Raw genomic sequence first — 21,681 nt, 5'->3', positions numbered from 1 at the left:
AATGGAGAAACAATGGAGCCGCTATCGGTCGGTTGTTTTTTATCTTTATCTATTTGTCGATTGATAAAGAGAGTGAAGTATTTTACTAATTCCAGGTTGCATCTGGTTTCCATTGCGCTACCCATTCTGGTAGTTTTTCGGCAGGCATAGGCCTAGCGATACCATAGCCTTGAGCACGATCACAACCCATCGATAGGAGTTGAGCACCATGAGCTGGGGTTTCCACTCCTTCTGCAATGACTTGACGTCCAAATGCGGATGCTAGGCTGATTACGCCGATTACGATAGCTCGATCATCCTGATCGACCAACATGTCTCTGACGAAACTGCGGTCAATTTTTAATTGATCGACTGGTAATCGTTTTAGGTAGGTTAACGATGAAAACCCCGTTCCAAAATCGTCGAGTGAAAAACTAACACCTATATTGATGCATGCGTTCATAATGGTTAACACTTCCGCAATATCACCCAATGCACTAGATTCAAGTATTTCAAGTTGGAGCAGACGAGGATCTATCGCTGGGTGTTCAGCAAGTGCTTTAGTTAGCTGATTAGCGAAGTCACATTGTTGTAGCTGAAAAGCATCTACGTTAACACTGACCGGAATGTTAAGCCCCAAAGACCGCCATTCGGTCATCTGATTTAATGCGCTATTGATGACCCAATTTCCGAGTTCCAAACTGATGGGGTGGCTGTCTATTATAGGAAGAAAATCGCATGGGTAGATTATGCCACGTTCAGGGTGTTGCCACCGAATTAGGGCCTCTGCGCCTATCACGACACCGGTTCTCATATTCACTTTTGGTTGATAATGCAATACAAATTCGTGTTGCTCTATTCCTTGCTGGATGTGCTCAATAGTCTCTCGTTGTGTCTTGATAGATTTGTCTTCATGGGTATCAAATAAATGGTAGCGGTTTTTCCCAGTCTGTTTAGCAATATACATGGCTTGGTCTGCATGACGCATCAACTGATCGGCATCAACGCCGTCCTGAGGATAAATCGTTACTCCAATACTAGTGGATACTTTTAACGTATGGTCTCTAATGACTACCGGAGTCATTGCTGCCTGAAGTAAGCGGTCTAATATATATATGCAGTCATCCATCTTTTCTATATCGGACAATATTGCGACAAACTCATCGCCGCCTATTCGCGCTAATGTGTCACCCTCCCGCAAACTTTCATTCATCAATTTTGAAAGTTTGACCAATAGTTCGTCACCGACATCGTGACCATAGGTATCGTTAATCGCTTTAAAGCCGTCTAGATCCAGATAAGCCACTGCGAGAGATTGCTCTCGTCGTTCACATTGACTAATGGAGTGGTGTAGGCGGTCTGCTAACAGCATACGATTGGGTAAGTTAGTGAGGATATCGTAATGGGCGATGTGTTCGAGTTGCAGCTGATGTTGTTTCATTGGAGTGATATCCGAGAATAAAGCAACGTAGTTGTGTGTTTTTCCTCCGCTATCCGTTACAGCACTGATGGTCACCAATACCGCAAATAACTCACCATTCTTGCGTTTATTCCAAATTTCTCCTGACCACTGCTTGTGGGTAAGTAATGACTCCCACATATCATTGTAAAAGTTTTGGTCATGCCGTTCAGACTTGAGTATACGTGGGTTTTCCCCTAATACTTCTTCTCGTTGATAGCCCGTGATGTGGGTAAAGGTATCATTTACGTCGACAATTTTGCCTTTTTCATCCGTAATGACAATCCCCTCGCGAGCGTGAGTGAAAACACTTGCAGCAAGTTTAAGTTGTTCTTCGGTTTTCTTTTGAGCAGTGATATCTCGAAACTCTATTACCCTGGCATTTTTTCCCTTATAGATAATATTTTTGCCTTTAATCGCAAGCGGATAAGTAGACCGATCTTCACGAACCCCCGTTACTTGATAAGCTTCTGTATAGTCGGTACGCATCTTTTCTATTACGGTCTCAATATCTTCTGGTGCGATAAGTAGAAGACCATCCATTCCGATGAGTTTTGCATAGCTGAAGCCAGTTATGTCCGTTAGGCCTTCGTTACATTCAAGAATTTGGCCTTTATCATGAATGACAATACCACCATTGGTAGCAGCACTTAGGGCTCTAAATCGCTCTTCACTTTCTTGCAAGGTTTTTTGTGCTAAAGCGATGCGCCGATTAAAACAGTGGAGATAAAAATTAAATGCGCTAGTTGCAAGTACCAATATAACGGCAATGATAAGTACGGGCTTTACCCAATAGGGTATGAGATTAGGGTTTGGGTCATAAAGAAAACCATCAAAATTGTCGGTATGAGGTAGCAAACCCGAGGTGACAAAAGAATTGGCCATATGCTGCCAACGTTCATGGTTCATATGACCAATTTGAACTAAGTCTGGAAGGATCAGTTTACGCATTTCTTGCGCTTCAAAGCGAAGATGATCCCGAGTTTTTTTACTTGATATTTAGTTTTAAGCAGTTCGATTATTTCTTCTGGATTATCCATTGCGTAACGCCATCCTTTCAATGTCGCACGCAGCATCGATTCTACACGGGCAGGGTGACTACGTAGTTCCTCTTCTGATGTAAATAGAATGTCGCTATAAAAATCAACGCGGTAAGATACCGGGTCGATAATGTGATAGGGGATGTTATGTTTTCTAAGAAAATAAGGCTCGTTGGTCATATACGAATTGAAAGCATCTACCTTACCTGTAATCAAATCATCGAGCTGAAAGCTGCTAGCAATAGCCGTTATCTGTGAAGTTGAGATCCCTTCATTACGCAGCATGGTTAAGAAATCGGCATCTTGGTGTTTGTTAGCCAGCATAACCTTCTTGCCGATAAGATCATGTACGGACCGAATCCCAGAGCTTTTCAACGTAATCAATACGGAGGGAGAATGTTGGAAGATTGCGGCAAGGGCGACAAGAGGCTTTCCCTGTAATCGTTTGTACAGGATTTCACTATTTCCTTGAGCGTACTGCGCACGGCCCAATAAAACTTCTTCCACGGGTTGATGCTCGGGGTCTCCTTTACGAATTTCAACCTCGAGGCCTTCGTCCCGATAAAAGCCTTTTTCTAAAGCGGCATAGTAACCAGCGAACTGGAACTGGTGATGCCAACGCAGTTGTATAGATACTGCGTTTTCATTCGATGGATGCGATGCAAATGAACGTGGTATCCACGAAACAAGGATCAAAACGAAGCAAAGAATGATAGCTCTATATTGAGAAGCTATTTTAATTTTTACTGCAATCGCGTCCAACTATTTACACCTTTACTCTATTTGTTATCCAGAAAACCAAGGGGAGAAGTTAAATAACTGTGATATCAATGTGCTGTGCAAATAACAGTATAGGAAAGAACTATCGTTTTTGACGTGAAGATGCGAAAAAATTGCCAACTTAGGCGAAGTTTTGTTAGGGAGTGCTGAAATTGTATAGTCGATTTAGCAGACTGATTTTGATTTGGACTTGTTTAGATCTTAAAAGCCAGCTTTAAACAGCTGGCTTCACTCATCTGTGTGACTTGTGTTCAGTTAAAGTAGCTTCATTTCTTGGATTATATCCGAAGCAATTTCAGGTTTAGTGCTGGTTGGTTTTTCGTGTAGATCGGCTTTCAATTGGCCTTTACGTGTACTTAGACCAGTCTCGAGTTTTTTTAATGCTGCAGCAATACCTGGGTACATGACATCGTTAGAGGATTTTGCTGAAACCCTTACACCTTCATAGTTGGTGAATATTTCTACTTCATATTGTCCGCGTTCTTTGGTGATGATGATGTCGCTACTGATTAGTTGTGGGAAATGCGCGGATACTTTCTCAAATTTACTTTCAATTTCTTTTCGTGAGTCGTCATTAATTGATACGTGATGTGTTTGAACATTTACTTTCATATAGTTATACCTTTTCAATCACTGTGTTACTTAAACGTAGCAAACTCGGCATGCTTTCACCAAGTGTAGATTTGTATATATGTGATTAAGTTCTGTGTTATGAGAATGAAATGGACATGATTTAACCTCTAGTTCCAGAATTGCTACAGGTTTGCGCTACAACTTTCGCCTTTTTACATCTCGCTACTTTTTCAATAATGGCAGAGAGTACAGGCCTAGCGCAACATTGCTTTCATCCTCTATGTGTAGAGTCTATGCAAATAGAGCCTGATACTCTCGCCTGAAAGATTTTTACTCTAAGAAAGTTAAGAGATGCTGTTTTACTGACTCGCACGCAAATGAGCGTTCAACACTGACTCTATAGATATCAAAATAATCATTTCGGCTCAGTTGAAACTCTTCCATGACTTTGCGAACTTCTTCCGTCATGGTTGTATTCGATACTGTACGATTGTCGGTGTTTATAGTAACGAGGACACTATCTCTATAAAAATTTTCTAATGGGTGATCGCTCAGTTTCTCAACCGCTTTGGTTTGGATATTACTGCTAGGACATGTTTCTAGTACAACAGCATCATTTTTAACTAGGTTATAGGCATTTTTGTGATTTTTAATACCAATGCCATGACCGATACGCTCGGCTTTGAGTAGTGAGACAGCGTCATGCACATTCTGTCCATCACCTTGTTCGCCCGCATGAATAGTCACTCGAAACCCTTTATCAATGGCATATTGTGCATGGGGTACGAATCCATGGCTAAATCCAGAGACTTCACTACCTGCTATATCGAATGCAACAATACCGTTGTGTAGATATTTAGAACCTGCATCAATAACCTCATTAATCTTATCTTTCGGCATATGTCTTAATACGGAAAGAATGAAATTACCTTTAATGTCATATTGTTCTTCTGCTTTTTTAAGCCCCTTAATCACGCTGCGAAATACTTGGTCTAGGCTAAGGTTTTGCTGAAGATGCAGAAGGGGACCAAAACGGACTTCTAAATATTTGACGTTTTCTTTTGCTGAATCTTCAAATACTTCGAATGCAATGCGTTCTAAGCCAGATTCAGTTTGCATGACTGAAAGTGGAAGTTCAAACCGCATTAAATACTCATCAAGGCTTTGACAGGTTTCGGGTGCAATCATCATAGAACGAATGACATCAATGTCGTTGCTAGGCAAGCTTAAGCCTTGCTCATCGGCAAGTTCAATAATAGTTTGTGGACGGACACTTCCGTCTAAGTGGCAGTGAAGATCGATTTTTGGCAGGTTAAAATAATTCATGAGCCTCTACCTTTATTGTGAGTTAAATAAAGTTACAGACTTCATAATCAAGAGTTAGTGGCTCTTGGTAGAAACTCCCAAACCATATCATTGGGATTATACGAAGTAATTTTCGGCAGGATTTTAGCATTCTAATATTCGTTCTGCAAATGCGGCGATTTTTATAATACTTAAAGTTTATCTTTAAGCCTTTAGAGGCTATGTAGGTAACGAGAAATTTTGTTTCTTTTTAACCAGCGATTGACATTGTGCGCGAGTACGTAACGTATAAAAGTATTTAAAGCATCGAGCAAGAGCAAGTTATCACTATTATGAATAGAAAAACCGGACTTAAAATTGGATTCATCATTTCAGCCGTGATATTGCTAGCGGTATCTTCTTCAACCTATGCGTTGAATTATATGAGAAAGGCAACCCAACGCTACCATCACAATTCCAGTCAATTTCAAACTAATTTAAAAAAAGCCAGAAGTGTCGCTTCCTTGTGTCGCGCTCAAGTCAATTTAAAGTTGCTTGATAAAGGATATTCTCGCCCTGAATTTCATAACAATATCAACGGTAGTCAGGCTAATTCTTTTAAGGAATACATACAAAAGTCTAATACTTTGCAAGATGAGTGTCATGAAAGAAATGGTTATGATCTGTATGTTGAAGGGCATCATTATTATTTAGGTGAATCGAAGAAAATAAAAAGTCGCATAGGCAAGTTAGGGGCTCGATGGCTATAGTCTGGGTTTATTTTAAATCTGTTGAATTGCTTAAGCAGCATACATATTCACGTTAATACATCACCTTACATCTATGACAAGTAGAACATAGTTAGCAGTTTGCTGTGTCTTACTTGTCATTGATGCAGCCAGTAATACATTTACAAATTGGTTATGCTTTCCCTTGATTCTCCAAATATAGAACCGTGGCGGCAACTCGAGATTTAACACTGAGTTTTTTCAGTAGGCTCTTAATATGAACCTTAACTGTCGCTTCAGAGATAAATAATCGGTCGGCGATCTGTCTGTTGCTAAATCCACGAGCAACTTCAACTAAAATCTCTCTCTCGCGATCGGTCAGTGAGCTAAACATATCCTCAGTGACTGATTTGTCACGCATGACTTCGAGCACGTATTCATTATAAGCACTGCCGGTTACCATTGCTTGCTTTAGTAGACGTATCAGTTCATCCGGTTCGGTGTCTTTTAGTAAATAACCGTCAGCACCGGCATCGACTAGCGCTCTAATATCTTGCTTATTGTCTGAAACTGTCAGCACGATAACCGTTGCTGTTACCCCTTCTTCTCTTAGTACTTTAAGTGTATCAAGGCCAGACATCCCTTTCATATTAAGGTCTAATAATATTAGATCTGGTTCCTCTCTACACGCTGTGGCTACGGCATCGGCACCATTACTGGCTTCAGCAACAACGGTGAATTCATCTTCAAAAGAGAGGAGCTGATTGACTCCTCGTCTCATCAATGGGTGATCATCAACTAATAGTACGTTCCAGTTCGACATTCGTTTTCCTAATTTACATCTGTAATGGGAAAAGTAACTGTACGGTACAGCCTTCACCCGGATTACTAATTACTTCAAGATTGCCGTTAAGGCGATCGGCACGTTCTGACATAATGGTCAGTCCGTAATGATTTAATTTTTCTACGCTAGTACAGAATCCTTTACCATTATCGACGATGCTAATATTTACCGTGCGATCTTGCTGGTGGCAATTTATCTTAATTGTAGTCGCTCCTGCATGTTTTATCGCATTCAAAACGGCCTCTCTAATCAACTGGATAACATGCACTTGATGATTGGCGCGTAACGAAATAGAAGCGAGCGTATTGTCTAATATTATTTCAGTGTCGGTTTCTGTTTGTTCTTCTAACGTTTTAAGTAATTCCTGCAATGCTTCACCTAGATTGGCTTTTCCAATCGTCAACCTGAAAGTGCTGAGCAGTTCACGTAGTTGGGTATACGTAGCGCTTAGTTGCGTATCTATCTCTTTGGCTGTTTCAGCCGCCTGGTCCATATTTTTCTTGGCAATGCTTCGATTAAGTAGCGTTGTTTGAATTTTTAAATAGGAAAGAGACTGTGCGATAGAGTCATGCAACTCTCTGGCAATCGTTGCTCTCTCTTCCATTAATAATAGCTGTTGGTTTTGCTTTTGAGCGTTGTTGTAATAAAGACCTCGAGCAAGAATGTTCGCCACGTTGGAGATCAATTCTTGATCTGGGCAAGGGAGCGTAAATTGCCATTCTAGTCTTCCCATCAACTCGTCGTCGATTTTTAAGGGTTCAGAATGCCAATCAGATTGGCAGGCATTGCCGACTTGAAGGTGCCATTCTGCGTTTGATTCTTCAACAATAAGGCGTACAGCAGTTATCCCTTCTGTGGCTTGTAGGTAGTTCAGTATATTTTTAAAGTTTTGTTCTACAAGGTGGCTAATGGAAAGTTCTTGTTGGCATCCATATAGAACCTCGAGAGAGTTTTTTGCGTGCTCTAAACGGTGTGTTTTCTCTGCAATTTTATTTTCTAGATTGGAATAATATCGCTCCAGTTCGGTGGACATTCCATTAAATGCCCCTGCCAATACGCCAAGTTCATTTTGGCTTTTAATTTTTAATTTAAAGCTGAAATTTCCGGATTGAACCTCTTTACTCGCGACCATCAATTGTCTCAATGGTTTAACTATTTTTTTCTGTGAGAAATATATGACATATAAAACTACCGCTAATATAAGAATAAATACAAGACCATATGCAAGGGACAGTATTTGCAGTTTAAGTTGAGAGAACTTTTGTAATTCATATACAAAAATATCGATTTGATTTACATAAGCCGCGACTTCATCTAGGTAAGAAAACTTATTTTCTGACAATAAAGCGGGTTGTAATTTCTCCCACCGATCTAACAAATGCTGATAGTTTTCAATCAATGAATCTGGCGTTACCCAGCTTTCGATTGCTCGTAATGTGGGTGAATTAAGAGAACGTTCGTAGCTAACAATATGGTCGTAAAAAAGGGTTGATTGCGTTTCAATATCAAAGGCCAAGCGATAGCTCTGCATACGGAGAGAACCCGCGATATTAATAGCTTCAGCGTCATCTAAGTTGGAGTATAAAGAGACTAATGTAATCAGGGTTGAGACAACCGATAAAAGAAGAATGATTACCATTGCTCTTGCAAGTGTTTTCGTGACAGAAACCTGAGCGCGTCGCAACTATTTTTCTCCTTTCTAAACAGGGTATTTAATTGATTATTATGTGAACTAAAGCGATGGTAAATATTGATCTCGCTCAACTCCACAAGCCAATTACCTCTTTGTGGGTATTTATTAGCCTCCCCCATATCTTAGACTAAAGTTATAAAGATTAACTATAAAATATTAATGAATATGCCAACTTAAGGCTGTTTGTTAATTTTATAACGTATTAAACGATTATTTAATTTTACAGAGGAAAGCTTTGGTCGATATAGCACGGCGTCGTTTGTTTAGCCGCATACCAAAAGCGCAATTGGATACACAGACACCTCAACGTATGCCTTGGCTTATCGAGGAGCAAGCTTTTATTGATGGCTGCAGTCGTTGCAACAAGTGTGTTGATGTATGTGAAACAAACATCATTATCCACGGAGATGGCGGTTTTCCTGAGTTGGATTTTGACAAGGGTGAATGTTCTTTTTGCGAAAAATGTGCGGATGTATGCCCTGAACCACTTTTCTTACCTCGCGCAGATAAGCCTTGGAAACAAGTCGTAAAAATAACTGAAAAGTGTTTGTCTTTCCAGGGTGTCGAATGTCGAGTATGTGGTGAAAATTGCGAGTATTCAGCAATTAAGTTTCGCCTTCAAGTCGGTGGTAGTGCCAAGCCAATATTAAATGAATCTGATTGTACAGGATGTGGTGGTTGTATTAAGCCCTGCCCATCGAATGCAATCGATATTTATAAAACAGAAAGCATTAAACAGGAAGTATAAATGAGTTACCACGTGAGCAGCTTAGCGGTCCATGCCGCCGCTGACCAACTAGAAGCAGTGAAAGCTGCGATAGAGGCAATGCCGGGTACGGAAGTTCCTGGAACGAGTGAAGTAGGTAAATTAGTGGTGGTTATTGAAGGTGATAGCCGTGACAGCTTAGCAGAACGTTTTGACAAAATTAAACTATTGCCAGGGGTGCTAGCTGCAACTCTGGTTTTCCATCAAATGGATGAGCAAGTTGAGCTTGACTGAGGAAGCAAAAATGAGTGTCAGTAGACGAAGTTTCTTGAAGGCAAATGCAGCAGTTGCTGCGGCATCGATAACGGGAGTTGTTCTTCCAACATCGATTGCTCAAGCTGCTGGTAAAGATAATAAAGTAAATTGGGATAAAGCCCCATGTCGTTTCTGTGGTACGGGTTGTAGTGTTCTAGTCGGTACACAAGATGGCCGAGTAGTAGCATCGCAAGGTGACCCAGACGCACCAGTAAACCGCGGTCTTAACTGTATCAAGGGTTATTTCTTACCTAAGATCATGTACGGACAAGATCGTTTGACTCAACCATTACTTCGTAAAACCGATGGGGTTTATGATAAAGAAGGTGAATTTACTCCAGTGAGTTGGGATGAAGCTTTCGATGTAATGGAAGAGAAATTTAAGAAAACACTGAAAGAAAAAGGACCAACGGCTGTCGGTATGTTTGGTTCTGGTCAGTGGACTGTTTGGGAAGGTTACGCGGCAGCAAAACTTTATAAAGCAGGTTTCCGTTCAAATAATATCGACCCTAACGCACGCCACTGTATGGCGTCTGCGGTTGTTGGCTTTGGCCGTACTTTTGGTATGGATGAGCCAATGGGTTGTTATGATGACTTGGAGTACGCAGATGCATTCGTACTCTGGGGCTCAAATATGGCGGAAATGCACCCTATCCTTTGGTCGCGCCTAACCGATCGCCGCTTATCAGATAAGAATGTTCGTGTCGCCGTGCTTTCTACCTATGAGCACCGTTCTTACGAGTTAGCTGATAACCCAATTATCTTTACGCCACAGACTGACCTTGCGATTTTAAACTACATTGCTCACTACATTATTTCTAATAATAAAGTGAACCAAGATTTCATGGATAAGCACGTCAATATCCGCGAAGGTGAAACGGACATCGGTTACGGCCTACGTCCTACCCACCCGTTAGAAAAAGCAGCTAAAAATCCGGGCAGTAAAAAATCCACACCGATGACTTTCGAAGCGTATGCAAAATTTGTTGCTCAATACGATGCGAAGTCAGTTTCGGAGCTTTCTGGCGTCCCAGTTGATCAGCTAGAAGAGTTGGCTGAAATGTATGCTGACCCTAAAGTGAAGGTAGTTTCTTATTGGACTATGGGTTTCAACCAGCATACTCGTGGAGTATGGGCGAACAACCTAGTTTATAACATTCACTTATTGACCGGTAAAATCTCTAAGCCTGGCTGTGGACCGTTCTCTTTAACTGGTCAGCCATCTGCTTGTGGTACGGCTCGTGAAGTGGGTACGTTTGCTCACCGTCTCCCAGCTGACATGGTAGTAATGAATCCTAAACACCGTGAGATGTGTGAAACCAAATGGAACATTCCTGCTGGTACTATCCCACCAAAACCTGGTTACCATGCCATCCTTCAAGATCGCATGTTAAAAGACCGTAAGCTTAATGCTTATTGGGTACAGTGTAATAACAATATGCAAGCGGGTCCTAATATTAACGAGGAACGTTATCCTGGTTATCGTGATCCAGCTAATTTCATTGTTGTTTCTGATCCGTATCCAACGGTTACCGCAATGGCGGCTGACCTGATTTTACCAACAGCAATGTGGGTAGAAAAAGAAGGTGCTTACGGTAACGCTGAACGTCGTACTCAGTTCTGGCGTCAGCAAGTTTCTCCACCAGGAGAAGCTAAGTCAGATATGTGGCAGGTAATGGAGTTCTCTAAACGCTTTAAAGTGGAAGATGTTTGGCCACAAGAGCTGATCGACAAAAAACCGGAACTTGCAGGTAAGACATTGTTTCAAGTGTTATTCGAAAATGGTGAAGTTAATAAATTCAGCATCGATGAATTAGCAGAAGGGCAATTAAACGACGAATCTAGAGACTTTGGTTTTTACGTTCAAAAAGGTTTATTCGAAGAGTATGCCTATTTTGGTCGCGGTCACGCGCACGATTTAGCACCTTTCGATATGTACCATCAGGCCCGTGGTCTTCGTTGGCCTGTGGTGGATGGTAAAGAAACACTATGGCGTTATGTTGAAGGTTATGACCCATATGTAAATGAAGGCGAAGAGTTCTCGTTCTACGGCAAACCAGACAAGAAAGCAGTTATCTTTGCGCTTCCTTATGAGCCTGCAGCGGAATCTCCAGATGATGAATATGATCTATGGCTATGTACAGGTCGTGTACTTGAACATTGGCACACAGGTTCTATGACTCGTCGTGTACCTGAGTTATATCGCGCATTCCCAGATGCAGTTGTTTATATGCATCCATTGGATGCCAAGAAGCGTGGTTTACGTCGAGGCGATGCTATTACTATTGCATCACGTCGCGGTGAGATCACCAGCCATGTGGAAACACGTGGACGTAACAAGGTACCGCAAGGCCTCGTATTTATGCCGTTCTTTGATGCTGGACAGTTAACCAACAAGCTAACACTTGATGCGACTGATCCTCTGTCAAAAGAGACGGATTACAAGAAGTGCGCGGTTAAGGTCGGAAAAGCTTAGTTGTTGTTATGGAGCAGTAAAGAATGAAAATCTTACATTCTTTGCCATCTGCGAGTAGAAGACGTTTCATGCGAGACGCTCTTCGGACTGCGGTTGGAGTTGGTGCCGCAACGACAGTGCTTGGGTTGCAAACCAAACAGAGTAAAGCTGATACATCCGGTGTGCCTATTCGCCCACCAGGTGCCTTAGCTGAGCCAGAGTTTTTAAACTCTTGCTTACGTTGTGGTTTGTGTGTTCAAGCATGCCCTTATGACACCTTAAAGCTGGCGACGATGTTGTCACCAGTGGCTACGGGTACTCCTTATTTCACTGCGAGAAGTATTCCGTGTGAAATGTGTGACGATATTCCGTGTGTTGTAGAGTGCCCGAGTGGCGCTCTAGATAAAGGGTTAACTGATATAGCGAAAGCAAAAATGGGAACCGCTGTTCTCATAGACCATGAGACATGCTTGAACTGGCAAGGGTTGCGTTGTGACGTTTGTTATCGAGTATGTCCGCTGATAGATGAAGCCATAACGCTTGAACCTATACGTAATCAACGTACTGGTGTTCATGCTAGCTTTATCCCAACAGTGGTGTCAGATAAATGCACCGGTTGTGGTAAATGCGAAGAAGCTTGTGTGCTAGAAGAAACAGCAATCAAGGTTGTCCCAATAGCGTTAGCGAAAGGTGAGTTAGGTCATCACTATCGTTTGGGTTGGGAAGAGAAAGCAAATCACGGTGGTGAAAGTTTGATTCCTGAACAGCTAGATTTACCAAATCGTAAACCTTTGGGTAACCCTGATGGTATTAAGCCAGACGGTCCTAAACAAGGAGGCTTATGATGGCGGTGAAACCTAAGAGCGTGAAGAATCTTGCAAAAAACGCAGGTAAAGACGCAAGAGAAAAATTGGGTTGGTGGAGTGCTTACCGATTCTTAATCTTACGTCGACTGTGTCAGCTTTCGGTTATCGGTCTGTTTATTATGGGACCAACATGGGGAGTATTGGAAGGTAACTTGTCTTCTAGCGTTTTGCTAGGGACCGTACCAATGTCTGATCCTCTTCTACTGCTTCAAACAATTGCAACAGGTTACTGGCCCGAAACCACTGCCATTCTTGGCGGGGTAATAGTCGCAGGGTTTTATGCTATTGCAGGACCGAGAATGTTCTGTGGATGGATATGCCCGATGAATCTGGTAACAGATTTGGCTGCATGGATTAGAAGAAAAACAGGACTCAAAGCAAGTTATCAATGGCCGTCATCATTACGTTATTGGTTACTTGCGGCAATCCTAATTGGTAGTGCTATATCAGGCACTTTGTTATGGACATGGTTAGATCCCGTTTCCGCACTTCACCGAGGTATTATTTTCGGATTTGGTGCTGGCTCGGTGTTGATACTGTTGGTGTTCCTTATCGATTTGCTCCTTGTTGAGCATGCTTGGTGCGGTCATCTATGTCCTCTAGGTGCTACGTATGGTGTTATCGGTCGCTATAGTCTATTGCGTGTAACTGCGACCAAAAGGGAGCAGTGCAATAACTGTATGGATTGTTACAACGTTTGTCCGGAACCGAAAATATTGAGACAACCGTTGAAACAGGGCGACAGGAAAATCATGAGTCAGGATTGCATTTCATGCGGTCGCTGTATTGATGTCTGTGCTGAGAAAGTATTCGAATTTAGAATAAGAACTGGAGCTAAATATGAAGAGTAAGTTTGTCGTGTCTGCAATGCTGGCCGCTTTAGTAAGTATGGCAGCGTTCGCCGAAGTGACATCACTTCGCGGCGATCAGGGTATAAGCGATAACAATCAGGTGTCTACTATTAAGCAGCTACCTAAAAATCAAGATAAATTGGCATTAGATTATGTAAATCAACCGCCACTTATCCCACATTCAACAGTTCAAGTGCAACTGAACGTGAGTAATAATGGTTGTCTAGAGTGTCATGATGTGAGTACTTATCGCAAAACTGGAGCACCACGTGTGAGTCCGACGCACTATATGGATCGCGATAACAAAATGTTGACTGAAGTAGCGCCTCGTCGTTATTTCTGTTTACAGTGTCACGTAACACAAGTAGACGCGAAACCTCTAGTAGTTAATGATTTCAAACCAGCTGGTAAATTTGGCCAGTAGGGGGCGGTATGGGAATGATTAAACGCCTATGGGCGTGGTTTACCAAGCCGAGCCATCTGGCTCTTGGAACGCTTTTAACGGTTGGTTTCATTGCAGGTATTATCTTCTGGGGTGGTTTTAACACTGGTATGGAGATGTCAAACAGAGAAGAGTTCTGTATTGGCTGCCATGAAATGGAAGACAATGTGTATCAAGAGTACTTAGGTACTATTCACTACTCGAACCGTTCGGGTGTTCGTGCGACGTGTCCAGATTGCCACGTTCCAAAAGAGTGGGTTCCTAAGATGATCCGTAAGATTCAAGCAAGTAAGGAGCTCTACGGAAAAGTCTTTGGTATTGTGGATACTCCTAAAAAGTTTGAAGATCATCGCTTTGAGATGGCGACTCGAGAATGGGCTCGTATGAAAGCAAACGACTCTCAAGAGTGTCGTAACTGTCATAATTTTGAGTACATGGATTATGTTGAACAGAAGCCAGTGGCCGCGCAAATACATAATGCAGCAGAAGAACAAGGTCAAACTTGTATCGATTGTCATAAAGGTATTGCGCACCAATTGCCTAAAGAGCATACCGTTAGCAAAGAGTTTTAATTTAGTCTCTTTTATTAAATAGCACCCTTGGGTGCTATTTTTTTATCTTAGGCTCTAGTTTACTTGATGTTACATCTGAAATATGACTTTGATGGAGTAAGGGGTCTATAATTAATGTATAGATAATTTTTGATAGGGGAAAATATATGGCGGTAACACGCATGCATACTGACCCTGGTAAGTCCTATGACCCTAATAAGGAGCTTACCAATAATCAGCGCAAACGATTTTCCGATATAGCAAACAAAGCGGAAGAAAAAGAGAGCAGCGTGAACTCTATGATTCTGTGATCCATCCGGAAAAAGCGCGAGCTAAACAAATTGAACAAGCTAAAGCTAAACTACAGCAATCACAAGTAGATAAGTCTCAACGTAAAAGTAAAGTTCCGGAACTCACCTTCTGGCGGGTATTGATCTGGTCTATCACTTTAGGTGCATTTTGGGTCTGGATCTTGTTTATGTTTCCAAGCAATTAAGCAATTAAGCAATTGAGAGCTTTGTTGGTTTAGTACTTTCATTCTGAGCAGAATGATAAAATTGATAGCGATTTTTACCTAAATTTTTAGCTTCATACATGGCCTTATCAGCACATCTAATCAAGTCCTCTAGGCTGTTGGCATCTTCTTTATATATGGCAATCCCAATACTGAAAGTAAGGTGAGCGGCTAACTCTAATTCTGTCTGGCTTAATTCATCGTCAAACAGAGTATTGATCCTAGATACAATGCGCTGAAGATCTTCAATTGTTGGTATGTCATGTAACAAGACCATAAATTCATCCCCAGCGTACCGAGCGATAGAGTAATCATCTTTGTTTGTAGAGCGGTCGGTTGTTCTCATGTTGCTTTGAATACGCTTAGAAAAAAGTTGAAGCAATTTGTCGCCACGATCATGTCCGTATGTATCATTGATGGTCTTAAAGTTGTCGATATCGAGGAACAATAACGCAGTAATCGAACTCTGTTTGTCTGCAATTATTAATTTATCTTTTGACCAAACCTCAAAGCTCCACCGGTTTGCTAATCCTGTCAATCTATCCCTATAGGCGAGTTGGTCAATTCCTTCTTGATAAAGGCTTTGAAGATAGTCTGAAGCGTTTTTATACCCATAATTTGAAATAAGCGTCACGATGCAAAGAGTCAGTGTGGATAGAAGGAATTTGTCTACAGAAAGATTTTGATAGGTAAAATAGTCAATAGAGCTGTCAGCACCCATCATTAAGATGGTAAAAGCACCAATAAAAAATACGACGGTATAGATTAAGGAGGTTCTAAATTCATTAATCATTAAGATCGCAGAAATAATAGGATAGACCCAGAAAATCGTTCCGGTCGGTTCGGCAATGTTTATAAATGCATTGATCAATACAGCTATCGAAGGGATAAGCGGGCTATAACTGGCTGTTTTATTGATTAAAATATAGCAGATATGTCCTGCACAGCAGGTGGCACTAACAAGATTGACTAAGGCTATTAATTGTTTGCCATCAAGGTAATTGACCACGCTGTAGCAATATAAAATAACTAATGCAATCGACGAGAATGTGATCAGCAATTTTTTCTTTCGCGATTGGCGAATATCCGCCATTGCTTCAAGCTTTATTCCTCTCAGTTGATCACGCATGCCACTCGTTTCTATTCTCTATTTAGCAGCTTGTATTGTAATGAAATGCGGATAGTTACTGTTGATTTTTTGTTGAAATTACTGTGATCTCAATCTCACTGTTCATTTTTTATTGAACCGATATCACGTTTTGTTGTGTAAGTCTTAATATTAATACAACGAGGTGTCTCATTATTTTTTATTAATATTGGCTAAATACTAATCACTTGAAACTCTATTGTTGCTTAACTCACTAAAATGTAATGAAAAATCATCTACACTGACAAAAGTACCTACTACTTGAATTATCACGGGAGGTGATGATGTCGATAACTCCACTACAATTTTCTCAGCTTTATCATGTGGCAAAATTAGAAAAGTTGCCTTGCAAATCGACCAAAGAGTTGCCCCCACTAGATGAAATAGTTGGGCAGGAAAGGGCTCAAAAAGCGGTTGAGTTTGCTATGTCCATTAAGGAGAAAGGGTACAATATCTATGCTATAGGACGTAATGGTTTAGGCAAACGAACCATGGTGCTACGCTATTTAAATAGGCATCAACATGAAATCAATTCTCTGTTCGATTGGTGTTACGTCGCTAATTTTGATGATATCCGAACACCTAAGGTCCTCAAGCTACCTATAGGTACTGGAAACAAATTTAAGCATGACATCGAAAAGTTGATGGAGAAGCTGGTCAAAGCAATACCTTTAGCATTTGATAATGAAATGTACTTTACTCGAGCTGAAAAATTAAAAAGCCAGTTAGTTAAAAAACAGCAAAGTGAACTTGAAGATATTAGCAAAATTGCTAAAGGCAAAAGCATCAACCTAACGCTTACCACGCAGGGTGACTACCAATTTATCGCCATGAATGGAGAAGAAGAACACAGCGAAGAAACCTTTGATGCATTATCCAAAAAAGAACAAGAGCAGTTTGGAAAAGATATTGATGCGCTAGAAATTCAACTTCGCTCCATGGTTCGCCAATTGACTGAATGGGAAGAGTCATACAGTGAAAAAATTCAGAAATTGAACGATGAAGTCACTTTAGACGTTATTACTCATTTTATTAAAGCGCTTAAAAAAGAATATGTTGGGCTAACTGAAATTAGAAAATACTTAACTGATCTACAAAAAGATATTGTAGAGAACGTCGAAATATTTTTAGAAGAGAGCGATGAGCAGGGTGAAATCGCAGCCGCATCTTTAGATAAAAAATTACCACGTCGTTATAAGATTAATGTTTTGGTGAGACAAAGTGCTGATGCCTTTCCTATTATCGTAGAAGAAAATCCAAATTATCACTCCCTGTTTGGCTATACAGAAACCGCGACCTTTAAAGGAACCGTATTTACGGATTTCTCATTAATTCGAGCTGGCAGCTTACACAAAGCGAACGGTGGCGTTTTATTGATGGACGCAATAAAAGTACTGGAACAACCCTATGTATGGGACGGCTTGAAGCGAGCACTTCGTTCTAAGCAACTAAGTTTTACTTCTCTAGAGAAAGAGGTGACTTTAACGGGGACAGTGTCGCTAGACCCTGAACCTATTCCACTAGATGTGAAAATTATTTTGTTCGGTGATTATCGAACTTATCAGTTACTGCAAAATTATGATGCAGAGTTTAGTGAATTGTTTAGAGTTACAGCGGATTTTGAGGATGAAATGTCTCGTACGCCCGACTCTGAATTGCATTATGCTCGCTTTATATCCAGCATTGTGCACGACAATAATATGCTCCATTGTGACAAAAAGGCGATGAGTCGAATCATTGAATACAGTTCTCGTAGTGCAGCAGACCAAAATAAGCTGTCATTGCATTCTGCTCACATTGCAAATTTGCTAAGAGAGTCCAATTATGTGGCGCGAAATGCTCGTTCAAATCTGATCCGAGCCAGCCATGTAGAACAAGCACTGGATAATCAAAAAACGCGGGTTAGTCGTTTACAAGACGATGTAATGGAGAGCTTTGTCAATGGTACAACGCTTATTCATACTGAGGGTGAAGCAATAGGCCAAGTTAATGCGTTATCGGTATTAACGACCAGTGATTACATGTTTGGTGCACCTAACCGGATAACAGCGACAACATCATACGGTGATGGAGAGGTTATTGATATTGAACGCAATGTAGATTTGGGAGGTAGTATCCACTCAAAGGGCGTTTTGATTTTGTCGGCTTATTTGGCTTCTGTTTTTGGAAAAACGGCAAAAGTACCTTTAACAACTAACATTACCTTTGAACAATCTTATGGTGGCGTAGATGGAGATAGTGCGAGCATGGCCGAATTTTGCGCGGTCGTTTCTGCTTTTTCTAAGCAACCAAATCGACAGGATATTGCGATTACCGGCTCAATGAATCAATTCGGTGAAGCTCAGCCTATCGGAGGTGTAAACGAAAAAATTGAAGGATTTTTTGATGTCTGTAGTGTGAAAGGTCGAACACAAAATCAAGGTGTTATTATTCCTAGGTCTAACATTCATAATTTAATGCTACGTAAAGATATTGTGAAAGCAGTAGAGAAAGGAGAGTTTTTCATCTGGGCAATTGATCATGTGTCAGAAGCGATAGAGCTGTTTACCGGTAAACCCGCTGGAGAGCCCAGTGATGAAGGGAGCTTTCCAATCAATACTATATTCGGGATTGCTCAGGCTAAGCTAAATGCGCTTCGTAAGTGAGAATAGATTTTAGTCATTAAATGAGGATAACGACTTTTTACCTTAACTCTCCAACGAAAGTAGGTGGTAGTTAAGGTTTTACTGTCAAAGCTTGAGGGTGAGCTTTACACCGTCGAATTTGAGTAGGCCAAGTAGACTCTTAACGTGTGTTTGGCCTGTCTCACTGAATTTGAGACCATATTTAGCGTAGTGCATAGAAGATTGTAGATTGCATATCGTGCCGTACAGCGGCAGCAGTTTTACTTTAGAGTTTGATGATGTGACTATATTAATGACCACTTCTTCACCAACATCATATTTTTTCGCTAAAGGGCTCGTGATAAATCGACACCCTCCCTTAGATAAATCCCTAACTTCACATTCTAATTTGGTTTGACCTACTTCTGCATGGGCTTTAAGTGCAACATCATATCTTGGTTCTTTCCTTAGTTGATTAACCTTCATCATTCCCGGAATGGAAACCATAATCAGTGGAATAGGCTCTTTAAGAATGTGCATGATCTGCGTGCGAAAATAGATAAGAGCGCCTTCTCCCTTTTGAGAGATAGCACGAATATTCATCCAGAACCCTTCTTGGAAAAAATAGTCTTGATCGTCTTCCGATATATTAGGTATCTCTAAGAGAATAAAGTTATCAGAATGGGTTCCAATAAACTTTGTCTTTCCCATATATTTGATACCAACAGGTGTAGTCAGATTGATCGTAAGTTCACTACCATGATCAACCATAGCGATAGCGTCGGTACTGTTTATCGTACTTTCATTGCCATTGATTGCAGGGGCTTCTTTAACGTCTATTCTATCTTGTCTTTTTGATGAACCTTGTGCACTCACTTAATTGACTCCTGAGTGTGTAAACCAGTAGAGGCTTATATACATACGATTGATAATAAGGATTATTGAAAGGGTTGCAACTCACTTTTAGTATCAGAGGCGAAGATTAGCGTCTGATTGGATGATTTGTGATCTAAAGAAAAGAAAGAGTCGAGTTGCATATTACCAACCTAAGTAAGTTTATGATCAATTTGAAAGTAACTCCGCAGACCGCACCCCAGTAACCTTGTATTGGGGTGCTATTCACTTGTCCTTTTATGTAATGAATTTATTCTACATTAAAGATATAGGCTTGGTAGGGTTTTAACGTGATGTCTTGTATCGATGAACAGTCATCTTCGTAATTATTTACGATGACTTTCTTGAGTTGAAAATCATAGCTTCTTGTTTGATTTCCAGCAGTGAAATTTGCAACTACCAATAGTGTTTTACCATCATAAAATCGAAGATAGGCGTATACTTCAGCGTCGTTTTCGTCAAGTATCTTGTGATTGCCATAAACGATCACGTCACCATATTCATCACTCTTACGTAGTGAAATTAGGTTGCGATAATAATGGTATATTGAGTTGTCATCGCTAATCGCTTGTTCAGCATTTATGTCAACATAATTTTCGTTGATAGCCAGCCACGGTGTACCGGTTGTGAACCCAGCATTAGTATCTGTATTCCATTGAAGTGGCACTCTGGCGTGATCTCTTGAGAAATAGTTTAAGAAGTCCAAAGCATCTTGTTCTGGAATGCCTTTGCCCATCATTTTTTGATAATGAAATTTCGCCATCAAGTCATTGTATTCATCAATACTGGCAAAAAACTTATTGGTCATTCCTAGCTCTTCACCTTGATAAATGTATGGTGTTCCACTCATCATGTGAAGAGCTGTACCCAACATCTTCGCACTAATCACTCTGTATTCTGGACTGTCACAGCCGTAACGAGAAACGGCTCTAGGTTGATCGTGATTGCTCCAGTATAAGCTGTTCCATCCTTTCTGGTACAAGTCATCTTGCCATTTAGACATGATAGATTTGAACTCCACCAAATCAAAAGGTTTACGTACAGCGTTGTGTTCTTCTCTGTCGATGCTCATGTGTTCAAAGTGAAAGATCATACTTACTTCATTGCGATCAGGATGTGAGTAATAGCGACCGTCTAATGTCGTAGTAAAAGGGGTTTCGCCAACAGTGAGTACGTCGTAGTGAGAGAGTACTTTGTCATGCATTTCACGTAAATATTGATGAACAAGGAGATTATTAGACCAGTGTTCCCAGCCTGCGACACCTGAGTCAAAAATAGTGGCGTCAGGATAGTCAGAAGGTTTACCAATCATATTGATAACGTCCATTCTAAAACCACCAAGACCTTTTTTAAGCCAAAAATGCATCATACTATAGATGGCATCACGAACTTCGGGGTTAGCCCAGTTAAGATCGGGTTGTTTTTTACTGAACAGGTGGCAGTAATACTGACCACTAGGTTCATCAAAAGTCCATGCTTTTGGTGTGAAGAAAGATTCCCAGTTATTGGGCTCACTTCCATCTTCTTTGGGATCTTTCCAAATGTACCAATCGCGTTTTGGATTGTCTTTACTACTTTTTGATTCAATAAACCAAGGGTGCTCATCAGAAGTGTGGTTGGCAACCAAATCCATAACAATCTTGATTCCACGCTCATCAGCTTGTGCTATAAGTTCGTCCATATCCTCCATGGTGCCAAATTCAGGCGCAATATCCATGTAATCTGAGATATCGTAACCATTGTCATCCATTGGGGATTTGTAAACCGGGCTTAGCCAAATGACATTTGCTCCAAGTTGCTTGATGTAATCTAGCTTTTCAATTATCCCTGGGATATCACCGATACCATCACCATTGGAGTCGTTAAAACTACGCGGATAGATCTGATAAACAACAGCATTATGCCACCAGCGTCTTTTCAATTGTTCGGTACTCATGGGAACTTACTCCTTCAGCAA

19 protein-coding genes and 1 riboswitch are annotated in these 21,681 nt (G+C 40.9%); of the genes, 10 read left to right on the top strand and 9 right to left on the bottom strand.

Annotated elements, in window-relative coordinates; all coding sequences use genetic code 11:
- Window positions 1–85 precede the first annotated feature (85 nt).
- The 4 genes from PGX00_RS18650 to add form a co-directional block, all read right to left on the bottom strand.
- Entirely contained in the window at window positions 86–2,389 is a 2,304-nt protein-coding gene (locus PGX00_RS18650; RefSeq protein WP_272139413.1) for a sensor domain-containing protein, read from the bottom strand.
- Window positions 2,377–3,240, bottom strand: coding sequence for an ABC transporter substrate-binding protein (locus tag PGX00_RS18645; protein ID WP_272139410.1), 864 nt, complete (start codon window positions 3,238–3,240; stop codon window positions 2,377–2,379). Before PGX00_RS18645 ends, PGX00_RS18650 begins: the two co-directional genes overlap by 13 nt.
- Before the next feature lie 273 nt (window positions 3,241–3,513).
- A complete protein-coding gene (hpf, locus tag PGX00_RS18640; protein ID WP_272139408.1) occupies window positions 3,514–3,870 on the bottom strand; it encodes a ribosome hibernation-promoting factor, HPF/YfiA family in 357 nt (118 codons plus the stop codon).
- A 291-nt stretch (window positions 3,871–4,161) separates the two neighbouring features.
- Window positions 4,162–5,157 carry an adenosine deaminase gene (gene add, locus PGX00_RS18635; protein ID WP_272139406.1) on the bottom strand — a complete coding sequence of 332 codons (996 nt, stop codon included), beginning with the start codon at window positions 5,155–5,157 and terminating at the stop codon, window positions 4,162–4,164.
- A 24-nt stretch (window positions 5,158–5,181) separates the two neighbouring features.
- Window positions 5,182–5,281: riboswitch (purine riboswitch) on the bottom strand.
- Window positions 5,282–5,468: 187 nt separating this feature from the next.
- On the opposite strand from add, the gene PGX00_RS18630 reads away from it, so the two are divergent.
- Complete coding sequence (locus PGX00_RS18630; RefSeq protein WP_272139404.1) at window positions 5,469–5,885, top strand: hypothetical protein; 417 nt, start codon at window positions 5,469–5,471, stop codon at window positions 5,883–5,885.
- Window positions 5,886–6,036: 151 nt separating this feature from the next.
- Here the strand turns inward: PGX00_RS18630 and PGX00_RS18625 are convergent, their stop codons facing one another.
- Window positions 6,037–6,666, bottom strand: a complete 630-nt coding sequence (locus PGX00_RS18625; RefSeq protein WP_272139402.1) for a response regulator — start codon at window positions 6,664–6,666, stop codon at window positions 6,037–6,039.
- 13 nt (window positions 6,667–6,679) lie between these two features.
- Complete coding sequence (gene narQ, locus PGX00_RS18620; protein ID WP_272139400.1) at window positions 6,680–8,371, bottom strand: nitrate/nitrite two-component system sensor histidine kinase NarQ; 1,692 nt, start codon at window positions 8,369–8,371, stop codon at window positions 6,680–6,682.
- Between the two features lie 244 nt (window positions 8,372–8,615).
- On the opposite strand from narQ, the gene napF reads away from it, so the two are divergent.
- The 8 genes from napF to PGX00_RS18580 all read left to right on the top strand — a co-directional run bounded on the left by napF (window position 8,616) and on the right by PGX00_RS18580 (window position 14,877).
- Window positions 8,616–9,128, top strand: a complete 513-nt coding sequence (gene napF / locus PGX00_RS18615; protein WP_272139398.1) for a ferredoxin-type protein NapF — start codon at window positions 8,616–8,618, stop codon at window positions 9,126–9,128.
- Complete coding sequence (locus PGX00_RS18610) at window positions 9,129–9,380, top strand: chaperone NapD (RefSeq protein ID WP_272139396.1); 252 nt, start codon at window positions 9,129–9,131, stop codon at window positions 9,378–9,380. It begins immediately after the preceding gene.
- Between the two features lie 10 nt (window positions 9,381–9,390).
- Window positions 9,391–11,877, top strand: a complete 2,487-nt coding sequence (gene napA / locus PGX00_RS18605) for a nitrate reductase catalytic subunit NapA (RefSeq protein ID WP_272139394.1) — start codon at window positions 9,391–9,393, stop codon at window positions 11,875–11,877.
- A gap of 23 nt (window positions 11,878–11,900) precedes the next feature.
- Window positions 11,901–12,701: a ferredoxin-type protein NapG gene (gene napG / locus PGX00_RS18600; protein WP_272139392.1), complete on the top strand. Its 801-nt coding sequence runs from the start codon at window positions 11,901–11,903 to the stop codon at window positions 12,699–12,701.
- Window positions 12,698–13,573, top strand: coding sequence for a quinol dehydrogenase ferredoxin subunit NapH (gene napH, locus PGX00_RS18595; protein WP_272139391.1), 876 nt, complete (start codon window positions 12,698–12,700; stop codon window positions 13,571–13,573). Before napG ends, napH begins: the two co-directional genes overlap by 4 nt.
- Entirely contained in the window at window positions 13,563–13,997 is a 435-nt protein-coding gene (locus PGX00_RS18590; RefSeq protein WP_272139388.1) for a nitrate reductase cytochrome c-type subunit, read from the top strand. Before napH ends, PGX00_RS18590 begins: the two co-directional genes overlap by 11 nt.
- An 8-nt stretch (window positions 13,998–14,005) precedes the next feature.
- Window positions 14,006–14,587, top strand: coding sequence for a cytochrome c-type protein NapC (napC, locus tag PGX00_RS18585; RefSeq protein ID WP_272139386.1), 582 nt, complete (start codon window positions 14,006–14,008; stop codon window positions 14,585–14,587).
- A gap of 146 nt (window positions 14,588–14,733) precedes the next feature.
- Window positions 14,734–14,877: a hypothetical protein gene (locus PGX00_RS18580; RefSeq protein WP_272139383.1), complete on the top strand. Its 144-nt coding sequence runs from the start codon at window positions 14,734–14,736 to the stop codon at window positions 14,875–14,877.
- Window positions 14,878–15,066: 189 nt separating this feature from the next.
- Here PGX00_RS18580 and PGX00_RS18575 read toward each other — a convergent pair whose 3' ends face one another.
- Entirely contained in the window at window positions 15,067–16,209 is a 1,143-nt protein-coding gene (locus PGX00_RS18575; protein ID WP_272139381.1) for a GGDEF domain-containing protein, read from the bottom strand.
- 302 nt (window positions 16,210–16,511) lie between these two features.
- On the opposite strand from PGX00_RS18575, the gene PGX00_RS18570 reads away from it, so the two are divergent.
- Entirely contained in the window at window positions 16,512–18,872 is a 2,361-nt protein-coding gene (locus tag PGX00_RS18570; protein ID WP_272139379.1) for a Lon protease family protein, read from the top strand.
- 84 nt (window positions 18,873–18,956) lie between these two features.
- Here PGX00_RS18570 and PGX00_RS18565 read toward each other — a convergent pair whose 3' ends face one another.
- Together PGX00_RS18565 and PGX00_RS18560 are read right to left on the bottom strand one after the other, a co-directional pair.
- Window positions 18,957–19,670 (bottom strand): flagellar brake domain-containing protein, encoded by a 714-nt coding sequence (locus PGX00_RS18565; RefSeq protein WP_407702418.1) that lies wholly within the window; start codon window positions 19,668–19,670, stop codon window positions 18,957–18,959.
- A 304-nt stretch (window positions 19,671–19,974) separates the two neighbouring features.
- A complete protein-coding gene (locus PGX00_RS18560) occupies window positions 19,975–21,660 on the bottom strand; it encodes a glycoside hydrolase family 13 protein (protein WP_272139375.1) in 1,686 nt (561 codons plus the stop codon).
- Window positions 21,661–21,681: the final 21 nt, after the last annotated feature.

The sequence above is a fragment of the Vibrio algarum genome, from assembly GCF_028204155.1.
In the GTDB taxonomy this organism is placed as follows: Bacteria; Pseudomonadota; Gammaproteobacteria; order Enterobacterales; family Vibrionaceae; genus Vibrio; species Vibrio algarum.
This window is presented reverse-complemented; position numbering and strand designations above follow the sequence as displayed.